The sequence below is a fragment of the Hirschia maritima DSM 19733 genome (assembly GCF_000378345.1).
Lineage (GTDB): Bacteria > Pseudomonadota > Alphaproteobacteria > Caulobacterales > Hyphomonadaceae > Hirschia > Hirschia maritima.
Genome location: NZ_KB899544.1, coordinates 527634 through 543883, shown reverse-complemented (window position 1 = coordinate 543883; position 16250 = coordinate 527634). Strand labels below are relative to the sequence as shown.

Genomic DNA, 16250 nt, shown 5'->3' with positions numbered 1-16250 from the left:
AGCTCGGGAAACTCCAGCCGTATTCTGACCCTATTTTGCGGTCAAAATCACGCGCACTCACGAAAACAATTCAACTTGTTCGAACAAAGCTTCGACAGAGCCAGGGGAAGCACGAAATGAAGAAGATTTCTGCAGCAGTGTCTATAATCGCATTAATGACGGCACTCACGTCATGTGGTGGGGAACAAACATCATCGAAAGAAAACGCGCAAACTGAAGCTACACAAACGGAAAGCGCTTCAACAGAGATCGCGGTCACAGATGCTGAACTCGCAGGTAACCCATTTTTGGAAAACTGGGATACACCTTATGGCACACCTCCATTTGCGGAAATCGAAGACGCTCACTACATGCCAGCAATCAAAAACGGCATATTGAAACTACGCGCTGAAGTGGCTCAGATCGTTGATAATCCTGAGCCACCTACATTTGAAAATACAATTGTTGCGCTGGAACAAACAGGAAAAGACTTAAATAAAGTCGCCTACACATTTTCCAACATTACGGGCACAGACACAAACGATACATTGCGAGATTTGCAAACAAAAGTTTGGCCAATGCTCACACGCGAAACAAATGCTATTCAATTCAATGAAGCTCTTTTCGCACGCGTTAAGGAAGTATACGAAACCAAAGATCGCCCTGACTTAGACGAACAAGATGCCCGTCTTATGGAACTACAATATCGTAGCTTCGTTCGTGCCGGAGCTAACTTAGATACAGAGACGAAAGACAAAGTTGCTGCAATAAATGAAGAATTGTCAGGCCTAACAACTAAGTTCAGTCAAAACCTCCTAAAAGCAACGGTTGGCTTTAAAATGGAAATCACGGACCCAGCTGACCTAGCTGGTTTGAGTGACAGTTTTAAAGCAGCAATCAAGGTTGAGGGTGAAGATAAATGGGTTGTTGGTCTTAACCGCTCTCCTTATGAAACCTTCATGACACAATCGACAAACCGCGAATTGCGTCAAAAACTCTTCGATGGATATCGCTTGCGCGCATCTTCCGGTGACATCGATAACGGTGAAGTCTTCATAAAAATAGCCCAGCTGCGTGCGCAACGTGCTGAGCTAATGGGCTATAAATCTCACGCTCACTATCAACTTGAAACACGTATGGCGAAGACACCTGAAGGCGCTGAAGAGTTCTTGCTTCGTGTATGGCGTCCAGGCCTTGAAAGAGCTAAGGAAGAACTTGCTGATATCCAAGCACTCATCAACGCCGAAGGTGGAGAATATACAGCCGAAGGCCACGACTGGTGGCACTACTCAGAGCGCGTCCGTCAAGACAAATATGCATTCGATGATGCGGCTTTAGCACCCTATTTTGAGCTAGAGGCTGTGAAAAGAGGTGCATTTGATGTTGCTGGTAAATTATTCAACATCACACTTGAAGAAGTGGAAGCACCGGGCTGGAACCCAGTTGTAAAATCTTATGATGTCAAAGACGCTAATGGCAATCATCTTGGCCTGTTCCAAATGGACATGTACGCACGCGATTCAAAACGCGGTGGAGCATGGATGAGCTCTTTCCGTGGAACTTCAAACATTGGCGGCAATCACATTCGTCCACTCATTACCAATAATATGAACCTCACACCTCCTCCAGAGGGGGAACCAACACTGATGCGATTTGACGAAGTTGAAACCCTCTTCCACGAGTTTGGACACGGGCTTCACGGACTTTTGACTCAAATGCGCTATCAGGAGTTCTCAGGTGTTGATGGCCCTCGCGATTACACTGAATTCCCTGCGCAAATCATGGAGCATTGGGCTAGCCAAGAAGCCGTATTGGCAGACTATGCCAAACACCATGAAACGGGCGAAGTTATCCCGACTGAATTGGTCGAGAAAATGAAGCAAGCCTCAACATTCAATCAAGGCTTCAAAACAACTGAATTCATTGCAGCTTCATTGCTAGATTTAGCTTGGCATGGGCTTAGTTCTGAAGAAGCAGCAAAAATCTCAGATGCTCGTGCATTTGAAAAAGAAGTACTTGAGGGATATGGCTTGATGCCGGAAATTGAGCCACGCTACCGTACTCAATACTTCGGACACATTGCAGGTGGTTATTCAGCTGGATATTACGCCTATCTATGGTCTGAAATTCTCGATGCAGACGGATTTACCGCTTTCGAGGAAACAGAAGACATCTTCAACCCAGAACTTGCCGCACGTCTAAAAAAATGGGTGTTTGAATCCGGTGGTTTGCGCGAAGCTGATGAGCTTTACAGAAACTTCCGCGGAAAAGACCCTGAAATCGAACCTCTTCTACGCATTCGTGGTTTAGACTAAATACAGTAGCTAAACGCCTGTAATTTCAAAATGTGGCACGCAGCTTAAATTCCTAAGCTGCGTGTTACAAACCACCACATTCCAACCCCTGCAATGACGAGCGACAGCGGCACGACAACAACTTGCTGATAGGTGAAGTTTGTTTTGTCTAATGCCCACCGGACTGGAATGCTAACCAAAAAAGCCAACGCAACCACTGTTAACTGGCCTATTTCCACACCGACATTAAAGCCTATCAGAGATGGCCAGAACTGCTCCTGCGGTAAACCTATCTCACTGATAAACCCAGCAAACCCCATTCCATGGAATAGACCAAAACCGAGAATTATCAACGGTCGCCATCTGGATTTATCCTTCAAAAACAAGTTCTCGATCGCCACAAATGCAATTGAAAGTGCAATCAAAGGTTCCACGATGTGCGCCGGAGGTTGAATTACGCCCGCCGCTGTTAGCCCTAATGTTATTGTATGCGCGACTGTAAAAATCGATATCAGGAAAATCAGATTTCTCAAATTTGTTGCCGCCAAAAACAACGCAAAAACAAATAGAATATGATCTAGACCACCCGGCAGGATGTGTTTAACTCCAATATCCAGAAAATAGAGGGCTGCCTCGATAGGTTTAAGGACATTTCCTTCACTATCTAACAGTGGTGCTTCAAACGCCCCTTCACTGCTATTGAGTTGTGCTAATTGTTCGCACAGAACTGGGTCAATTCCTGAATCTGGACCACAAAAATCGTCTTCAGGGTGAGCAAAAGCTTCTCCCGTATAAAAACAGGCCAGCATAAACAACAAAGTTAGAATTAGATTTCTAGCTAATGTACTTTGTTTGAATTCCACATTTTTTGGGATGCTCATAAATCATTGCTCACTTAAATTCCTGCAAAGATTAGTATTGAGTTTTTAACGTTGGAACAAGTCGCCTCATAACAAAGAACCAGCACTGAAATTGATATGACGTTGTTTAGTTATTTGATGACGATTTAAGATGTTTCACAATCAGCAGAACGAACCACTGGCTTTCCACATAAGTCCCTTCAATCTCCTTTCCTATTCCTAAATCTAAGCTTCAATAAGTGCTAAATAAGGATTTGGCAGAAAAGGTGGGGATGTTGTCCTAACCGTCAAACACAAAAATAGGCTATTGTCGGACTATGATAAAAAACAACAACATACGTAATTTGAGGGATGAGCCTCGCCGCGTCGTCATGGTCATATATCCTGATGCACATATCCTGGACGTTGTCGGCCCTCTAGAAGTCCTGACAGGCGCTAAACTATTTTTACCTGATGGGCACACGCCCTATAAGGTAGAAGTAATCGCGCAACAATCTGGGCCAATCCAAACAACAAGTGGTCTAACAATTCAATCAGACTCTTCCTTTTCAGACGCCTTAAATGATTCAAACCCGATAGACACATTAATGATTGCCGGAGGTCACGGAACAGTAGATGCCTTGGACGATCAAGACTTACTCAACTTTGTGTCCGCCGCAGCTCGCAAGGCCGAACGTGTAGTATCCATTTGTACGGGCGCAATGATTCTAGCGGAAATAGGCCTGCTAAATGGAAAGCGCGCAACCACGCATTGGTGGTGGTGCCCTATCCTGTCCCAAAAGTATCCTGAAGTCATAGTCGAAGCAGATGCTATCTATGTTCAGGATGGAAACATTTGGACATCAGCTGGTGTTACTACTGGGATGGATTTAGCACTCTCTCTCGTTGAAATGGATTGGGGCCATGACGTTGCCCTTCAAGTTGCACGTTACAATGTCATGTACATGATGCGACCGGGTGGCCAATCTCAATTTAGTGCACATTTGGTTGCTCAAAAAGCAACTGACCCAACAATCAATGACACATTAGAATACGTGTTGGGACACTTAACAGAACCATTGACAGTAACTACACTTGCTGCTCGCGCCTGCATGTCTGAAAGAACCTTCGCGCGCAAATTCAAAGACGAAACCGGAGTTACGCCTGCACACTATGTTGAAGCTGCCCGCGTACAAGCCGCACGCGTCGAACTAGAACAATCTGATACAGGTATTGAGCAAATTTCACTTCAAACCGGTTTTCAAAATGCAGAGCGAATGCGCCGAGCATTCCAACGCCATGTCGGCGTTTCGGCATCAGATTATCGAGAGCGTTTCCGTCCAGTAACATCCAAAATGTTTCCTACACCGGAGGGAAGCAATGATTGAATGACCTTAAAACCCTAATTCTGCCAGCTATGTTCGCAAGCTGAAAATTCTCAAAACAATTCAAAATTTGGCCACAGCCTAAAAGGCTGAACAGGAGAGTATTATGCCTTTCTTTCTCAAAACACGTGCAAGTGTGCGCGTGTTAACCCTCGCTTCTACCCTAATTTCTGGTGCAACTTTCAACGCAAATGCCCAATCATCAGAAGGCAATTATTATTTTTTTGGAGATAGCGCTACAGGACAAGGTAACTGGAGCGCCATTGTGGGGGAACGCGGTGAAGATCACAGTCCCTATTCTTCAAACAATGGATATCAACGTGAATCCAATGGGCTGATTTGGGCAGAAATGCTGGGACGAGATGTTGATATCATTTCCGACCCCGATCGAGACAGTGAAAATATCAATTTTGCCATTTCCGGTGCACATATGACAGAAGCTGGAGACCTACAAGAATATGGCATTGACACAGGGGTACAAGTTCAAACTCAATTCTTTAAATCTCTAGTAGACAATGGTGATTTAGCCATCGGCAACAGAGACATTTTCTTTGCTCTGGCCGGAGCAAATGACTTTCTAGACCGTCTTGAAATCGATGACCCAGCGCATGAGATCCAAGCTGATCTTCTCAGCGCAACGGTTTCGAATATTGACGTATTAATCGAAGCAGGCGCAAAAACCATCATCTTATCTGAGGTGCAACCAATTCAGTACGCTCCAGAATTTGCGGATGATGCAGAAACACGCGCTGTCATGTCCGCTCTAATGGCAGATACAAATGCGATGATTGCAACTGCAATATCTCAATTGGATATTCCCGATGATGTGAACATTGTCACTCAAAAATACACAGACATGATCAACTACATCGTCACAAATGCAGACAAGCTGGGTTTCTCAAACACCAATACAGCTTGTTACGACGAAAATGGTGTTCTCTGCGCCCCCGATAAAGCCGGACAAAACAAATATCTGTTTCTTGACGACCTTCATTTTACAGAAGCCGGGCACGCCATCGAAGCAAAATGGTGGCAGGCGACATTGTCCGGTGCAAATGGAGAAGCTTCTCTGCAGACAGGACGCATGCCTAAGATTCTCCAATATCAAATAGAAACATTCCAACGCGATATAAAGCCTGGTCAATTCCTATCCTTCAATAAGCAGTTTTCTGCCTACACGCGCCCCATTTATGGTGCAGCCAAATTAGAAGGACAAGGAGAAAGCCCACGCACCAGTCTGACTCATGATGGCGCAATTCTCGGTATGGAAGGACGTGTATTCGACAATCTGATTGTCGGTGCCGCTTTAAGTGTTGGAGATGTAACAAACAAATTCGCGGATGGCGGACGCTATGAAATTAAAGGAGGCGGTTTCTCATTATATGCAGCTACTGAGGCTTTTAATACTGACTTGAGCGTCAAAGCTACAAAAGGTGGTCATGAAATTGACGGTATTTCTCGGTCGACCGGAGTCCCCTTTTTATCCTCGAACGGAGAAACAGAAGCTCAGTTCTGGCATTTAGAAATTGCTGCTCGCAAAAACTTCGATTTCGACGTGATAGAACTAAATACTGGCTTAGTTGCTTCGATGGCTGATATCTCTGTCGATGGGTATTCAGAAACAGGTGCCAACGGATTAAATCTCCGATTTGAAAAACAAGATTTAGATACCCACTCCGTCGCACTTGAATTCGGTGCAAAAGGTCCGAAGGCAAATCTTTTCGAGGGAAACTTCACAATTCGTCCTTTTGGACAAATCAACTACACACGTCAGCTGGGCGACGATACTTATAACGTTCAATCACAACTCATCGACAACACTGCCAACAGAGTATCACGTTCGCTTCAAGCGGCCCGCGAAGACCATTTCAATTTCAATATCGGTTTAGAAGCAGAGATCGCAAAACGATTAGTCGTAGATGCGCGATACACTGTGAACGAAGCGAGCGATCTTGAAGACGACGATACTGGCAGCATCAGCCTCCGATACGCCTTCTAAACATCACCTAAAAATTGAAATAAAACAAACGGAAACACTCTCATGAGATATACTTTTTTAATCCCATCCACATTCACTTTAGTAATGATTTCAGCATGCGCAACGAATAGCGGCGCAAATTATGAACCGATAGTTGATGGTGCCAAAACAGCTTCCTACGCAACAGATTTATCACAATGTCAAACTCTCGCAGAGGAGCGAAGTTATCTAAACGATGATACTCAACAAAGCATGATGATAGGTGCCGCCTTGGGAGCTGTGGTTGGATTAGCGGATGGTGATGTATCCGACACAGAAGGTGCCATTGGTGGTGCTGTCGCAGGAGCCATAGGTGGAGCAATCGAAGGATCCGTTGAAGCAAGAGGAGAACGAAAACAAATTGTTGTCGAATGCATGGCTGGCCGCGGACATCAGGTCGTCGGATAGCGGTCGCGTCAATTGCCCCCCCTATCAATGAATTGGAAGCGTGACCAGAACGTTACGCTTTCAATTTAGCAAATGACTTTTCAGCATTTCATCATCAACACAATTTGAACATCAATAGTATGGAATAATGCCCGCTTAACATAATTTGGAAAGTCGCCTTTGGTAGGCCCGGAGGGAATCGAACCCCCGACCCAACCGTTATGAGCGGTTTGCTCTAACCAACTGAGCTACAGGCCCCCAAAGACGGAACGCGCACATTACTCATTTTGAACCATTCGTGAAGCCCCAAAATTTGTGAAATCCACATTTCTTTGAATTTAAACAAAGCAATCATTTCTCTGAGCACGTTTATCAATCACATCTTCCGCCTTAAGCTTGCCGCAAAGACTCATACAATCACATCTAAAAATTCGACATACATGGGAATGGGAAGCATTCATGACTCGGAAATTGAAACCTAAATCTAAATTCGCAACAGTCTTATCTGCTGCCATTTTATCAACGGCATGCACATCTCTTCCTTTGCATGCACAAGCGCAATCGGGAGCCTCCCAGCAAACAATGCCTACAATCCAACAAGAGACCACCTTAAACCTCACCGGTCATGGAAAAATTGAAGTGGCACCCGACATTGCAACAATCTCTTTGGGGGTAAATGTCGAAGCTGAAACCGCGGCTGACACCATGAAAAAACAAGCAAATCTTATGAATGGTGTTTTCAATGCCTTGAAGAAAGCAGGGATTGAAAACAAAGACATGCAGACAGGCAATATTTCACTCAGTCCTCGTTACGATTACAGCTCCCGCAAAAATGGCCCACCCAAACTCATCGGCTATCAAGCGTCTAACACAGTTGGCATTACTGTCAGAGAAATCAATTCATTGGGATCAATTCTGGATGCCGTTGTGAATGCCGGTGGGAATACAATCAATTCAATTTCATTCGGACTTGACGACAGCTCAGAAGCGCTAAAATCCGCTAGAAAAGCAGCTGTAAAAGATGCGTTGAGCAAAGCAGAGCTCTATGCAGATGCAGCTGGATACAAAGTAGCCAGGATTATTTCTATGAACGAGTCAGGCAATTACTCTCCTGGCCCTCAGCCAGTTATGATGGCACGCATGGAAATGGCGGACTCGGCAAGCACGCCAATTGCAGCTGGAGAAGTGTCATACTCTTCAACAATGAATGTTCAATTTGAATTGGTGAAAAAGTAAAACAAAATAAAAAAGGCCTCTGTAAATAGAGGCCTTTTCTTTTTATCGGTAATTACTTCGCATTTGCCGATTTTGCTTCTGGCTCATCTAGCAATGGTTCGTCTAGAAAGTCATCTAGATCTGTAAATTCCAGTTTTTCTTCTGATTTATTCCAATCAGAAACACGCCGACGAGGAACGACAGGGCCATGCTCGTTAGAAGAGTTTTGAGATACGCGTCTCTCTTCTCTCACATCTTCAGCTACCGGTGTTTCCGCACTTTTTTGGTATGAACTCTGTTGAACATACTCATTCGTTACGATTGTTTTAGCTGGAGGAGCTGTATCAACAAATGGTGTGTTATCAAACGTTCCAACAGCTTTGCTTCTCATGCGAGATTTGCGATTTCCACGCTCAAAGAACAATCCCCAATATTTATCGATTACATCCGCTCTGTATTCTAAAGAACGCAAGTCACGAATTTCACGTCCCTTATTGAGCCTCACACCTTCAATTTTAGTGCGCCCTAAACTATTCACAGTCTGAACAAACCCATTGTATGAACGCGGCGCATGCCTATTGGCTTCAAAGTGAATTTCTCCTACGCCCTCTCGTCCATCATCTGCAGTATCTGCAAGCGAGTTGCGGAATTTGTAGGTCATGAACGGCCAATCGAATTTGGAAAACTCCATCACAGCATTAGATTGCACTTCCAAATTTTCATCAACCGCATACCCTGTGAAATGAAAACTCTTACCTGCAGGTTGGATTTCAATAACAGCCATACGAGGAGATCCCTCATGCTTTTCAGCCTGGATCCAAGTTCCTTCCATGTAATGCTTACCTAAAATCAGTTTACGAATAGGCGTATACCGAAAAAAGAATGGTAAGATTGCATCCGTCAAAGCGAGCCAAACAACTATAGAAGTTACAAGTGCAGCACCGGCCGCAACAAACGGGGCATACTCCGCTTCAAAACCAGCCGTACTATACGCATTAAATGCAGGACCTGATATAAAACCCACAAGCGTCAGAACAATTGCAGCTGAAGCTGCGTTCGACACCACTAAGAAACGACTATATGGATTCACCATAAGCCCCCTTTTCTACTTAACATCACCAGATAATTTTATATTTTTAGTAGAAAAATGTGTATCATAAATACAAATACTTAAACACAACTACATTGTTAACAACTCTTACTTGAGCATTAACCAAACAATACTAAAAAGTTGGTTTCTCAAAATAACAATAACAAAACTCAATCAAATATTAACCATACAGTAGGTATTTTTTTCCTACTATTATTTAGTGAATATTATAATGTCTTGAAAAATTGATCCCAAATAATAAAGGCTGCCACAACAATAATGGCAGCCAGTATCTGGATCAAAGGTCGACCTCGCCTATAAAAAGGAAGCCGAGATTTTTGCTTGGTGTTCTTCACGTCTAAGCGACGTGCGGGACAATATCGTTATTCTCATCAAGCATCACCACTGTTGGTGCGTGCTGACGCGCTTTCTCTTCTTCGATCTGAGCAAAAGTCGCGATGATGATACGATCACCCAGTTGGAAATGGCGAGCGGCTGCGCCGTTCACACCAAAGGTCTTAGAGCCGCGTGGAGCTTCGATAGCATAGGTTGAAAGACGAGCACCATTTGTAATATTCCAAATGTCTACACGTTCATTCACAAGAATACCCGAAGCCTCTAGCAAATCTTTGTCTATCGATATGGAACCTTCATAATGAAGGTCGCACTGAGTCACTGTTGCGCGGTGTAGTTTCGCTCTCAACATTGTCAGAAACATTCCAATTAAACCTCTCTCATCGACTTATATCAGTCTGAATACTAGCTAAAATGAGGCTCTACACCCAATTTAAGCAATGGCATATCATAACTCATATGGTTACGCACACCACGATATTCAAAGCCTGAAGGTCATTTTCCCTAGCCGCTTATCTCGCACATGCAGCAATTTTTGGTTTTCTATACCACAACAAAGCTGAATGCATAGTGACAACATTCAAATTCAGATAATTAGAGATAACAAGCGCGTCATCTCATAAAGTGTTTTATTGACGTTTCACTGTGTAAAAGTAAAAACCATTCTAAAGCTAAACGCTAATGCCCACACTTGCGAGATACCTATGAAACAAGATCAGGTAAAAGACTATTACGGACAAACTTTACAAGGCTCATCTGATTTAAAAACAGATGCATGCTGCACTGAAGCAGCACCGCCACTACATATCCGCAAGGCACTCGGCGCAGTTCATGATGACGTATCAGCTCGGTATTATGGCTGTGGAATTGTGATCCCCTCAGAATTAGATGGGCTCAAAGTATTAGACCTTGGTTCTGGTGCAGGACGTGATGTATTTGCGTTGGCTAAATTGGTTGGCCCCAACGGTTCAGTCACAGGTGTCGATATGACAGCTGAACAATTAGAGATCGCTCGTAGTCACGAGCAATGGCATGCAGAACAATTTGGATACGACAAACCAAACACGCGCTTCCTTGAAGGATATCTCGAGAAGTTAGAAGAATTGGATCTTGAGCCAGAAAGTTTTGACCTAATTATCTCAAATTGCGTCATAAACCTTTGCACAGACAAACCAGCTGTTTTTAAAGCGGCTCATAAACTACTAAAGCCTGGTGGAGAACTCTATTTTTCAGATGTATATGCTGATCGACGCGTCCCACAGGAACTAATCAATGATCCCATCCTGTACGGCGAATGCCTGTCAGGGGCTTTGTACTGGAACGACTTTCAAAGCATGGCCAAACAAGCTGGTTTTATCGATCCACGTATTGCTGAACACCGCCCTCTAGCAATCCTGCACCCGCAAATCCAAGAAATGCTAAACCCTATTAAATTCGCGTCAGTTACTGCTCGCCTCATCAAACTTGAAGGATTAGATACATCCTGCGAGGATTATGGCCAAGCTGTTATCTACAAAGGTGGAGCACAAGGCATGGAACGCATCTTCGATCTGGATGTCGAACACCAAATTGAAGCTGGCCGTGTCTTCCCAGTGTGCCGCAACACCCTGAAAATGCTGACGGATACGCGTTTCGCCAAATTTTTTGATGTTATTGGCAAAGGTGAAACTCATTTCGGCCCATTCCCAGGCTGCGCCGCGGTGGATGTCTTCGGGCCCACCGCTTCTGAAAAAATACCAACTTCTAGCGCATCTGCCCCAGTGGGAGGTTGCTGTTAATTAGCATTGAGCTTTGCAAATTGGCGTAGCGCTTGAGGCGCTATACCAATTTCGCGTACAAATGATCTGCGCATGTGGTCTGCATCACTATAACCAACCAAATTTGCAATCTGATCAAAATGCATACGCCCCTCTTCTATGTTGGCGCGCGCAATATCTATACGTATTCTTTCAACAGCTTTAGCCGGTGTTGTTCCCATTTCTTTTTTAAACAATCTTGAAAAATTTCGGGGGCTCATTCCTTCTTGTTCCGCCAAAATTTCGACATTCAAGGCCAGGTGAATGTTTTCCCTAATCCAGCGCACTAACTCTTCGAAACGACCTCTTTTCATTGATAGATCCAGCAAGGGTGAAAATTGTGATTGTCCACCTGGTCGATGGTAATACACAACCAATTCCTGCGCGACGGCACGGCCTATTTCCTCCCCCCATTCTTCACTTACCAAAGCTAGCGCTAGATCAATACCTGCGGTAACTCCCGCCGATGTCCAAATGGAGTCTTCCCGAATGTATATTTTGTCTGGCAACAAATTGACTTTGGGAAAGTACTTTTCAAATAATTGAGCTACACTCCAATGTGTTGTCGCAGTTTTTCCATCTAACACACCTGATGCAGCCAAAATCAAAGAACCGCTACACACACTGCAAAGTGAATTGAGCTTTTTAAATTTAGTTCGAATACATTCCAATAAAGCTTTATCCTTAATTGCACTCCGGGTTCCAAGACCACCTGATACAATTAAGACATCCTCTTCCACCTCATCCCATCGACGTGTTTGCAGTTGAATACCTGATGAGCTTTTAATTAGCCCCCCATGCTGAGAAACCAATTCCAAATCATACTGCCGGTCCGTTTGTTTAATACCGTTTGCGCACACTCTTCCGGCAGTTTCAAACACCGCCACCGGACCTGTAACATCCAAAATTTGAAAGTCTGAAAATACTAGAAATGAAACACGGCACGACATGACGAGATAATGTCCTTATATGCTGGAATATTGTCATTTAAGCCAAACATATACAGCGCTAAGTTGGTTTCATCAACAGGAGGACAATTCATGACCACTCAAAAATTCAAAATCGTTTTCATAATTTATGACGGCACAACCCAACTAGATTTTACGGGCCCAATTCAATTTCTGTCTCGTACCCCCAATGCAGAAACCATCATCGCTAGCCCCAATGGCGGCGATGTTCAAACTGACTGCCTAACAATTGCAAATACAGTGAAACTGGATGCCATCGACACATGTGACTTGATCTGTGTACCAGGCGGTTTTGCAGCGACGGAAATGGCAAATAACGATGCCTTTATTGCGCAAGTCAAAAGACTGGGAAATACCGCACAATATGTAACTTCTGTCTGCACAGGAGCTCTAATTCTTGGTGCAGCCGGCTTCTTAAAAGAGAAAAAAGCAACAACTCACTGGGCCTGGCACAATGCACTCGAATTTTTTGGAGCTATTCCTACGCATGAGCGCGTGGTCAGGGATGATAACGTGTTTACTGGTGGAGGCGTTACAGCAGGAATAGATTTCGCTCTAACTGTTATGACAGAACTTGCCGGAGAGGAATATGCAAAGGCACTTCAACTCGGATTAGAATACGACCCGGCCCCACCCTATAATTCCGGCTCTCCCAGTACGGCGAGTAAAACAACGCTGAATATTTCTCAGGCGCGTTTAAATCCAATATGGGAAGAAAATATCCCTATCTTAAAAGAAGCGGCCGCCAAACTAAATTGACAGCCGCTCATCTCTTAATCTTGATCTACATCGAAAGACTCAGAAGAGTTTCCGGATAAGTAGAATATTCTTTAGAATTCGAAGTTGATGACTACGCCAACGTTCTCATCAGCTTCACCTTTTTCGAATTTCCACTCTGATACAGCTTCTACAGCAGCAGCATCAAACATTTCCGGACGAGTTGAGTTTACAACTTCAACTGCATCTACTGTTCCATCTTTTAAAACAACGAAAGCGAGTTCTACAGAACCTTCAATTTCTCTTTTCTCAGCTTTGGCAGGATAAACAGGAGCGTCTTGCTGAATAGCTTTAAGCCCTTGCTCCGCAGAAGCAGGAAGAACAGCCATAGTTGAAGAAGCAAGAACAGCGAACGCAGCAAACAAGTTAGTTTTTTTCATAATTAGACCCTTTAAGTTCAAACAAATGCTGCGGATCTATTAATTGGTATATGGCTTTTAAGATCACCATTCATGCATACCAGATGCCCGCTAACATGCATAAATGTATATCATGGTTTGATATGAGTGCACAATTGCAAATGTGTTGATTTCATCAATTCGTCACAAATGCATAAATACGACTATATTTCATGCTTTTACGCATAAAAAAGCAGCAATCCCAGTATCTCGAAATTGCTGCCTTTAATGAGAATACTGTAATATTCTACTGTGATTGCATCTCGCCACCGAATCTAAGTGCGAAAAAATCGTCTTTTATCCAGAGAGGTCTGTCATCCTGATTCGCCAGTGTGATTGCTATTTTGGCATTTATGGAAGCAAACTTATCTGCAACATTGAACAAAACACCATTATCTACCTCATCAGAAGGCTTGTGGTAATTGTTGGCAAAGTGATTGCTCCACGCTTCTTCTCCACCATTTTCAAATCCGGTCGCAAGAAAAACAGAAGGAACTCCAATTTCAACGAACCGGTAGTGATCTGAGCGTGTGAATAGTCCTTGGGCTGGAAACGGGTCTTCCCCTAAAGACACACCAAAGTCGGCTATCGCGTCTTCAATCGCCGCTTTCATAGTCGAACGCTCACCTCCAAACGCGACAACATCAGTAAAGTCATATGTCAAAACTGGCATATCGAGATTTACATTCCCTACGATGCGTTTGCGCTCAATTGTTGGGTTCTGAGCGAAATACTGAGCTCCCAACAATCCTTTTTCCTCGGCGGTTACCACAGTAAATAGAATCGAACGGCGAGGTCTCTCACCCGATTTTATAATGCGGGCAACCTCCAACAACGTTGAGACTCCTGCCGCATTATCGAGAGCACCGTTATTAATGACATCTTTTGCCATAGATTTTCGAGTGATCCCGATGTGATCAATATGAGCCGAAAGTGCGATAACTTCTTCTTTCAGTGCTGGATCAGATCCCTCAATATACCCAATAACATTGTCGGAGGTTATCTGTTCATGTTTAGAGTTTTGCTCAATTTTGGCTGATATTGGCATCTCAAATGAAGATACATTTGCTGTTTCATCTTCGATAATTGCTAGTATTTCAGGCCAGGACAATTCAGCCCCTTCAAATAGCTTTTCAGCTCCTACCATAGAAACATAAGCTGAAGCTTTTAAATTGGGTGAGGTCGTATACGCATCACCATCTGCTTTTATCCATTTCATAGAAGGACTTGTTGTCGCCCGCTGAATAGATTGCTTGAATGAAACCCGTTTGGCACGAACTGGTGTTTCTATGGTGATAACACCCACAGCACCTCGTTCAGACATTTCACGAGCGACTTGAGCTCCATAGTATGCGCGTTCTTCCGTTTGAATCCCAGCGGGTGAACCAGCAAGAATAGCAACTATTTTCCCGTCAACATCCAGATTTTTATAAGGCTCCAAGCCATGCTCAGGCGCAACAATTCCATATCCGGCAAATACAACGGGTGCCTCAACGGATGTCTGCTCGCCAGCCGAAGAAGCAGAAACTATGTAATCTTCACCATCAGTAAGGGAAATTGCTTCCCCACTCCTAGAAGAAATACTTAGTACATTCCCCTCATCCTCACGCATCACTGATATCAACGGAACTGTCTGGACATACCCTCCATTATCTCCCATCGGAGAAATTCCAATTTCTTTAAACTGCTCGATAACGTAATTTACAGCAACCGCATGTCCAGCTGATCCTGCTTCTCTACCTTCTAACAAATCACTTGAGAGGTAGGTAACATCCTTTTTAATGCGTTGCGCACGAGATGTTAATTCAGTTTCTACAGCTGATTTTTTATGCTCACTTTGGGCAACCGATTGAGTTTCACTCGGTTCAGATATTGTATTATCTGTACCCGCACTAACACAAGCACTTATGAGCGTTGCAGCTGCAAGCCCTATGATGGATTTGGTTCTCATAAATTCCCCTCATGGATGCACTTTTTATCTCTAAAATGGAAGGTTTAGAGATTATTGGTCCAAAGTCGAGAGTATTTATCGAAAATCGGAAAGTTAAAACTGCTGATTATTGGATTCTAATTCCAATCTCCCGCTATCCAAATTCAAGGTCACGGTAAAGGCATTCTCCGACCGGTCTTCAGAAAGCTTTTCAAGAGGCACCATCACAGCTTTTAGCAAATCATAATCTCGGGCATCCGGCATTCGATTTAATTTATGATCATATGACACCAAAGAATATGAAACAGAATTGGACGCAGCATCTGTAAATTTTGAAAACTCAACACTGCGAGCGCCTTCTAAAGCAGCTCGTTGAAGAGCTGCTTTCCATCTTTCATGTATTTCAATCGGAAGGTTTTTCATCATCAATTCGCCAATCTGGAAAACGTCTATTTCGCCCTCCCCAGAAAATACGAACTCTATTTCCTGCCGGGTCAACGATCACTGCTTCTCTCCAACCATAAGATTTGTCTTCAGGCTCGGAAAGCACTTCATATCCAGCATTGCGCATAGTATTGATGATTTCATCCACTTTCGAAGTTTCAAAATAGCAGGCCGGTGTATTACTGGTTACTGCCTTCCCACCATCTGAAGAAATCGAAAATGTTGATGGTTCTCCTTGTCCGTCCTCAGGCACGCATTCAAAGCGTGCATAACGAGGTGGAGCATCAACTATCAAACGAAGGCCAAGCTGTTTATAAAAACTCACGCTTTCATCATAATCCACCAAAGGAAGCGTCACTTGATTTAACTGCATGTCT

General features: G+C 43.8%; 15 protein-coding genes and 1 tRNA gene. 7 read left to right on the top strand and 9 right to left on the bottom strand.

Translation table 11 applies throughout. The features are described from left to right. The first annotated feature begins 116 nt into the window (after positions 1-116). The gene (locus tag F551_RS0102490) at positions 117-2294 is read left to right on the top strand and encodes a M3 family metallopeptidase (RefSeq protein ID WP_018995898.1); all 2178 of its coding nucleotides are present in this window, start codon (positions 117-119) and stop codon (positions 2292-2294) included. A 44-nt stretch (positions 2295-2338) separates the two neighbouring features. Here F551_RS0102490 and F551_RS16105 read toward each other — a convergent pair whose 3' ends face one another. Next, entirely contained in the window at positions 2339-3154 is an 816-nt protein-coding gene (locus tag F551_RS16105; protein WP_018995897.1) for a HupE/UreJ family protein, read from the bottom strand. A 296-nt stretch (positions 3155-3450) separates the two neighbouring features. Between F551_RS16105 and F551_RS0102480 the strand changes: the two genes are divergently transcribed. The 3 genes from F551_RS0102480 to F551_RS0102470 all read left to right on the top strand — a co-directional run bounded on the left by F551_RS0102480 (position 3451) and on the right by F551_RS0102470 (position 6922). After that, positions 3451-4500: a GlxA family transcriptional regulator gene (locus F551_RS0102480; protein ID WP_233355189.1), complete on the top strand. Its 1050-nt coding sequence runs from the start codon at positions 3451-3453 to the stop codon at positions 4498-4500. 103 nt (positions 4501-4603) lie between these two features. Next, positions 4604-6496 carry an autotransporter domain-containing protein gene (locus F551_RS0102475; protein WP_018995895.1) on the top strand — a complete coding sequence of 631 codons (1893 nt, stop codon included), beginning with the start codon at positions 4604-4606 and terminating at the stop codon, positions 6494-6496. A 42-nt stretch (positions 6497-6538) separates the two neighbouring features. After that, on the top strand, positions 6539-6922 hold the full coding sequence (locus F551_RS0102470; RefSeq protein WP_018995894.1) for a YMGG-like glycine zipper-containing protein: 384 nt from the start codon (positions 6539-6541) through the stop codon (positions 6920-6922). Between the two features lie 160 nt (positions 6923-7082). Here the strand turns inward: F551_RS0102470 and F551_RS0102465 are convergent. After that, a tRNA-Ile gene (locus F551_RS0102465) sits at positions 7083-7159 on the bottom strand. Between the two features lie 201 nt (positions 7160-7360). Between F551_RS0102465 and F551_RS0102455 the strand changes: the two genes are divergently transcribed. Beyond that, on the top strand, positions 7361-8137 hold the full coding sequence (locus tag F551_RS0102455; RefSeq protein WP_018995893.1) for an SIMPL domain-containing protein: 777 nt from the start codon (positions 7361-7363) through the stop codon (positions 8135-8137). Positions 8138-8189: 52 nt separating this feature from the next. Here F551_RS0102455 and F551_RS0102450 read toward each other — a convergent pair whose 3' ends face one another. Further along, positions 8190-9209 carry a hypothetical protein gene (locus F551_RS0102450; protein WP_018995892.1) on the bottom strand — a complete coding sequence of 340 codons (1020 nt, stop codon included), beginning with the start codon at positions 9207-9209 and terminating at the stop codon, positions 8190-8192. A 355-nt stretch (positions 9210-9564) separates the two neighbouring features. Further along, positions 9565-9924, bottom strand: a complete 360-nt coding sequence (gene panD, locus F551_RS0102445) for an aspartate 1-decarboxylase (protein WP_026296611.1) — start codon at positions 9922-9924, stop codon at positions 9565-9567. A gap of 340 nt (positions 9925-10264) precedes the next feature. Here panD and F551_RS0102440 point away from each other — a divergent pair, with 340 nt between their 5' ends. Beyond that, positions 10265-11338 carry a methyltransferase domain-containing protein gene (locus tag F551_RS0102440; RefSeq protein ID WP_018995890.1) on the top strand — a complete coding sequence of 358 codons (1074 nt, stop codon included), beginning with the start codon at positions 10265-10267 and terminating at the stop codon, positions 11336-11338. Here the strand turns inward: F551_RS0102440 and F551_RS0102435 are convergent. Continuing rightward, positions 11335-12306, bottom strand: a complete 972-nt coding sequence (locus tag F551_RS0102435) for a GlxA family transcriptional regulator (RefSeq protein WP_018995889.1) — start codon at positions 12304-12306, stop codon at positions 11335-11337. The two genes, F551_RS0102440 and F551_RS0102435, sit on opposite strands and share 4 nt — an antisense overlap. A gap of 90 nt (positions 12307-12396) precedes the next feature. Between F551_RS0102435 and F551_RS0102430 the strand changes: the two genes are divergently transcribed. After that, positions 12397-13083, top strand: a complete 687-nt coding sequence (locus tag F551_RS0102430) for a DJ-1/PfpI family protein (protein ID WP_026296610.1) — start codon at positions 12397-12399, stop codon at positions 13081-13083. Positions 13084-13154: 71 nt separating this feature from the next. Here the strand turns inward: F551_RS0102430 and F551_RS0102425 are convergent, their stop codons facing one another. The 4 genes from F551_RS0102425 to F551_RS0102410 form a co-directional block, all read right to left on the bottom strand. Continuing rightward, positions 13155-13481 carry an energy transducer TonB gene (locus tag F551_RS0102425; RefSeq protein WP_018995887.1) on the bottom strand — a complete coding sequence of 109 codons (327 nt, stop codon included), beginning with the start codon at positions 13479-13481 and terminating at the stop codon, positions 13155-13157. Between the two features lie 265 nt (positions 13482-13746). Continuing rightward, positions 13747-15450 carry a M28 family metallopeptidase gene (locus F551_RS16100; protein WP_018995886.1) on the bottom strand — a complete coding sequence of 568 codons (1704 nt, stop codon included), beginning with the start codon at positions 15448-15450 and terminating at the stop codon, positions 13747-13749. 93 nt (positions 15451-15543) lie between these two features. Beyond that, positions 15544-15855, bottom strand: coding sequence for a hypothetical protein (locus F551_RS0102415; protein ID WP_155825735.1), 312 nt, complete (start codon positions 15853-15855; stop codon positions 15544-15546). Further along, the gene (locus tag F551_RS0102410) at positions 15833-16246 is read right to left on the bottom strand and encodes a VOC family protein (RefSeq protein ID WP_018995884.1); all 414 of its coding nucleotides are present in this window, start codon (positions 16244-16246) and stop codon (positions 15833-15835) included. Before F551_RS0102410 ends, F551_RS0102415 begins: the two co-directional genes overlap by 23 nt. Positions 16247-16250: the final 4 nt, after the last annotated feature.

Bases quoted from the DNA above. Each gene is read 5' to 3' on its own strand.
- F551_RS0102490 (WP_018995898.1), top strand. From the start codon at position 117: ATGAAGAAGATTTCTGCAGCAGTGTCTATAATCGCATTAATGACGGCA.
- F551_RS16105 (WP_018995897.1), bottom strand. From the start codon at position 3,154: ATGAGCATCCCAAAAAATGTGGAATTCAAACAAAGTACATTAGCTAGA.
- F551_RS0102480 (WP_233355189.1), top strand. From the start codon at position 3,451: ATGATAAAAAACAACAACATACGTAATTTGAGGGATGAGCCTCGCCGC.
- F551_RS0102475 (WP_018995895.1), top strand. From the start codon at position 4,604: ATGCCTTTCTTTCTCAAAACACGTGCAAGTGTGCGCGTGTTAACCCTC.
- F551_RS0102470 (WP_018995894.1), top strand. From the start codon at position 6,539: ATGAGATATACTTTTTTAATCCCATCCACATTCACTTTAGTAATGATT.
- F551_RS0102455 (WP_018995893.1), top strand. From the start codon at position 7,361: ATGACTCGGAAATTGAAACCTAAATCTAAATTCGCAACAGTCTTATCT.
- F551_RS0102450 (WP_018995892.1), bottom strand. From the start codon at position 9,209: ATGGTGAATCCATATAGTCGTTTCTTAGTGGTGTCGAACGCAGCTTCA.
- panD (WP_026296611.1), bottom strand. From the start codon at position 9,924: ATGTTTCTGACAATGTTGAGAGCGAAACTACACCGCGCAACAGTGACT.
- F551_RS0102440 (WP_018995890.1), top strand. From the start codon at position 10,265: ATGAAACAAGATCAGGTAAAAGACTATTACGGACAAACTTTACAAGGC.
- F551_RS0102435 (WP_018995889.1), bottom strand. From the start codon at position 12,306: ATGTCGTGCCGTGTTTCATTTCTAGTATTTTCAGACTTTCAAATTTTG.
- F551_RS0102430 (WP_026296610.1), top strand. From the start codon at position 12,397: ATGACCACTCAAAAATTCAAAATCGTTTTCATAATTTATGACGGCACA.
- F551_RS0102425 (WP_018995887.1), bottom strand. From the start codon at position 13,481: ATGAAAAAAACTAACTTGTTTGCTGCGTTCGCTGTTCTTGCTTCTTCA.
- F551_RS16100 (WP_018995886.1), bottom strand. From the start codon at position 15,450: ATGAGAACCAAATCCATCATAGGGCTTGCAGCTGCAACGCTCATAAGT.
- F551_RS0102415 (WP_155825735.1), bottom strand. From the start codon at position 15,855: ATGATGAAAAACCTTCCGATTGAAATACATGAAAGATGGAAAGCAGCT.
- F551_RS0102410 (WP_018995884.1), bottom strand. From the start codon at position 16,246: ATGCAGTTAAATCAAGTGACGCTTCCTTTGGTGGATTATGATGAAAGC.